3 protein-coding genes are annotated in these 4,548 nt (G+C 55.2%); all 3 read left to right on the forward strand.

Features of this window, described 5'->3' with window-relative positions; translation table 11 throughout:
* Positions 1–3,924: phage tail protein (locus tag QOL67_RS21895; RefSeq protein ID WP_283428119.1), on the forward strand; the 3,924-nt coding region annotated here is incomplete at its 5' end.
* Position 3,925: 1 nt separating this feature from the next.
* Complete coding sequence (locus tag QOL67_RS21900) at positions 3,926–4,321, forward strand: hypothetical protein (RefSeq protein ID WP_283428120.1); 396 nt, start codon at positions 3,926–3,928, stop codon at positions 4,319–4,321.
* On the forward strand, positions 4,308–4,548 hold a 241-nt coding region (locus QOL67_RS21905), incomplete at its 3' end, for a DUF4376 domain-containing protein (protein ID WP_283428121.1). The genes QOL67_RS21900 and QOL67_RS21905, both read left to right, overlap by 14 nt.

Raw genomic sequence — 4,548 nt, forward strand, 5'->3', positions numbered from 1 at the left:
GACCGCATGTGGATCACGTTCTATGACGGAACTCAGACTGCAGCCGATCCGATGATGTTGGACAAATATGGTGATGATCCGGACTTCCCCTGGTCAAGGGACATGATCGGGCGCAATCGGCCATATGCGATCATTACTGAAGCTTACGACGCCAATACATGGAATGGCTTTTCGGCTTTTCGCTTCGAGTTGGACGGCATCAAACTTTATGACGTTCGCAAGGATAGCACCGCTGGTGGGGCAGGGGCGCACCGTTGGGGCAAAGCGTCCACGTATGAGCACAGCACCAATCTGGCGGTGATGGCCTACAACATTAAGCGTGGCATCGAGTTGCCGGCCGGCGATGTGTGGGGAGGCGAGGCAAAGGCTGAAGAGATGCCAGTTTCAGTGTGGGCTGCCGCGATGAATGAATGTGATTTGGCCGTTCCGCGTTCTGGCGGCGGCACGGAGCCACAGTATCGCGGTGGTTTTGAAGTGTTTTTGGACCAGGAACCAGCCGCAATCCTCGAAAAGCTGTTGGCCGCTTGTTCAGGCGAAGTGGTAGATGATGGGGGCGTTTGGCACATTCGTGTGGGACCACCCTCACTGCCGGTCTACTTCTTTACCGATGGCGATTTGTTGGTGAGTGAAGCGAGCGAGTTGGATCCTTGGCCTGGCCTGTCTGAGACAGTCAATGGAGTTCGAGTGAGTTTCCCAAGCCCTTCTGCCAGTTGGGAAATGGCCGATGCGCCTCCGCATTATAGGAGTGACCTAGAAGCAAAGGACCGCGATCGCCGCTTGGCGACTGAGTTGACGCTTGAGGCTTGCCCATACGATTTGCAGGGACAGCGTCTAGCCCGTGCCTATGTCGAAGACGCGCGCCGTTTCATTCGCCACACGGTTCCTCTGCCATGTGATGCAGCCTTTGTTACACCACTGCAGTGTGTGTCTTGGTCCAGCGAGAGAAACGGTTATCAAGCCAAGCTTTTTGAGGCGACGCGCCGGACAACCGAATTGCGTGGCCTGCGCAGTCAATTCGTCCTGCGCGAGCGAGATCCCAGCGATTACGACTGGAGTTCTGACTATGAGATTCCCATTGACTACCCACCAGTATATCGCACAGCGCCGCCGCCGCTCGTTCTGCCAGGTGTGGGCTTGTCTGCCATTCTGATTGGGGATGCTGAAGGAAGGGGGCGGCGGCCTGCGCTCAGGCTGACGTGGGCACAGGTCGAAGCCTCAAGTGTGTCATGGGAATGCCGGGTCAAAGCCACTGCGGTGATGGTGGCACAGGGTACGAGCGCCGCAGTGGTTTCTGGGGCTGTGGTGTTTAGCGATGGAGTTTTGCCCGAAACAACCTACGAAGTTCGGGCATTGGTCAATCTCGATGGCGCAAGCGATTGGACAGAATGGCTAGAGGCCACCACTGATGCGGTCTACTTGGGAGCAGAGGATATTGCGCCAGCGCTTGTCGAGCGCATCGACAATGCGGCGCAGGCGGCCATTGAGGCTCAAGATGCGGCGGATGTCGTTTCGGCGCAGCACAACGCACTAACGGCGGGCTTCCTCGGCACGTTGAATTCGGCCTTCGCCACTCGTGACGCGATGTTGGCTACTCTGGATGGCGAACTACAATCGCAAGGGAGTGTCTTACAAGCCAGCATCAACGCGGTGTCAGCCACGCTCTCGGATAACTACTACACGATTGCTACGGCCAATGAAGCGATCACAAGCGCTACACAGACACTGCAATCCACTCTGGAAGGCCCTTCTGGCTCGATCGGTTCCCTGAGCGCGCGATTGACGACCGAATACATGACCTCGGCACAGACCGGTGCAGCAATTGCTGCGACGCGGACTAGTTTGGAGGCTTCTATTTCCGAGAACAGCGCCTCAATCGCCAAGATGCAAGGATTGGATGTCACTGATCAAAGCGCCTTCGCCTCTTTCCTCACGCAGATGGGGGTGGCTGCCAACGGCGTGATAGCCGGTGTGTCCAACTTTGGATCAGCTGTCGCAGATATGTTGGGGCGTGCCAGCGCGGCGTACACGTTCCGAGCGGCTGCGGGTCAGAATGAAGCAGAGCTTGAACTGGTTGCGTGGGACAACGTGGAAGGCGGCGGCGCTGTCATCCGCGCAAATGGCGCGCGTTTCATTGCCGAGAAGTCAATCACCACGCCTTTGTTGGTCGTCACGGACCCAACCAACTATGCGCTTGGTTGCGATTTTGAGGATGAAGCAGCCCTGCCGTTTGCCCTTGCCAGCGGCATGAAGTTGAACGCAACACCTTCCAATGTTTTGAACGGCACAAAATCTCTCGAAGTATCGGGTTCAGCAGGCACAGCGACTTTCCATCAGACGATCAATGTTTCTCCAGGAGAGAGAATTCGCGTGGAGTTCTGGGCAAAACGCACGAGTTCTTGGAATGGAAGTGCAGGTTCCAGCAAGCTCCGTTTTTTCGATGCAACACCAGGTGCTGGCAACGCATACGTTTCCGCAGTTGGATATGGTGCATCCGACTTGCCAAATACTGCTTGGACGCATTTGGAGCATCAATTCACAGTCCCCGCTGGATGCACACAGATTGGCGTCCAAGTTTACAACACCGGAACTTCAAACGGTAAAGTGTATCTCGATGACATCCGCATCCGGAAAATGCAGGCCGGTGAGTTGGTTGTAGATGGCGCGATCAAGGCGCGTCATCTTGATGTGGGGTCAGTCAACGCAGACAAGATCACTTTCACCAGCGGCGGCAACCTGATTGATGACAGCTCGTTTCTGACGGGCGTAAATCGAGTCGGCGTTTACATCACTGACGCGACACTTGAGCGGCAGACCTCCATTTCACTTCGAGGAGCAGGATCAACCTGGGGTTCAGCCTCGTTGCCAACGCTTGAGATTAAACAAAGCGGTTCGCATCGGCCATCGGGTAAATATGTCAGAGCCTATCTGAACCCGCTAGGCTCAGGCAGCAATACTGCCAAGGGTGTGCCATGCTATGGCGGACGATGGTACGAATTCTATGCACGGGTGAGTTCACTCAGGTGCGGCGGCCGGCTGAAAATCATGTTTCGGAAACGCGATGGAAAGCCTATCTCAAGCGCTTTTGTGCCGCTGGACAATGACAATAGCGGCGTCTCAACACACCCCGAGCAATGGAAATTGTACCGAGTGAAGGCGCGGGCACCTTCTGGCGCCACCCACTTCTCCTGTGTGATTGAGAAAGACCCTACAAACAGCGGTTCTTCAAACAGCTACGTATTTGTGTTTCAGCCATACTCCGCCGAAACCTCAGCACACAGTTCAGAGCCTGCTCCATATTCCGTTGGCGCCGTGACCAACAATATGAATTCAGACAACTATGCACCTGGCGTCTCAGGGTGGGCGGTTCGAGCTGATGGCTCTGCTGAATTCAAAAACATGGTCGTCCGCGACTGGATACAGATCGGGGCAGGGTCTGATCGCCTCAGTTACGAGAACTTCACTGCACGGGGCTTAGACAACAATCGGGTAGCTGGATCACTTGCTTTGGGCCCAATCAGCTCAGATCACATGTGGCATATCGCTTTTTCGGGCAGATGGCGACGGCGGTCCCAGTCCTACAGCTGTCAAAGGTCGAGCCAAGATGACTACAACATCTCACGGAGAGCCAAGCGGACGTATATTCAGCTGCAATATCGCACCAAAACTGGCTCAAAGTGGTCGGGCTGGAAAACGGCTTATACGTCCAATGCCTCCGCCTACCACAATTCCAATTGGGTCTACCCTGAGGGCGATCCAACTTTCCACCTGATTGGCAACTACGCAAACGTCGAAGTTCGGGTGCTGGTCCGTACTAACGAAGGCAGCATCGGCTCTACGACGGGATCGCCATCCTGTACTGGAACCAGAGCCACCTATACCAACATTGATGACATCGTCATCCACGCAGAAGCCACGGTGATCTAGGATGCGCTATTTTTTGGAGTTCGATGAAACGGGCACTTACGTGACTGGTGGCGGCTCCGGTCCTGAAGTGCCTGAAGGGTTTGTTGAATGTGATGGCCCGCCTCGTAAGTTTCAGGGGCACTATTTGAACACAGAGGGCCTGCTTACACCTCGGAAGCAGACCCCAAGTCTGGTGCAGATTGATGGTGGTTGGTCCATTACATTTGACGAGATTCTGTACGTTCAAGTTCGTGACGATAAGCTGGGTCATGTGCTGTTTCATAGGGATGCAGCGGACCCAAGTGACTCCCCTTTTGAGTTCGAATTTGACGCAGGAACCTATTGCGTAGAAGCGCATTATCCGCTGCCGGCTCTGCCCACTTCGCAGACAATAGAGGTGGCCAATGATCAAGATTGAACGTGTCGCTGAAAGCAGCCTTGTTGAACGCAGCGAGAAGCGCCAGGAAGAGAATAGGGCGGTTACAGTTGAGCGAGATCGTCGGATCGCTGCTGGCTTTTCCTTCAATGGTCATCGCTTTGACTTTGACGTGGACAGCGTGGCCAACATCACCGGCGCGGGAGCTTCCGCGGGCATCGCAGTTGCGCTGGATGCCGAGTTAGGTGACTTGCGTTGGGCCGATGCGG

The organism is Shimia sagamensis (assembly GCF_900182745.1).
Classification (GTDB): Bacteria; Pseudomonadota; Alphaproteobacteria; order Rhodobacterales; family Rhodobacteraceae; genus Shimia; species Shimia sagamensis.

Coding starts and splice junctions, on each gene's coding strand:
- QOL67_RS21900 (WP_283428120.1), top strand. CDS start 3,926: ATGCGCTATTTTTTGGAGTTCGATGAAACGGGCACTTACGTGACTGGT.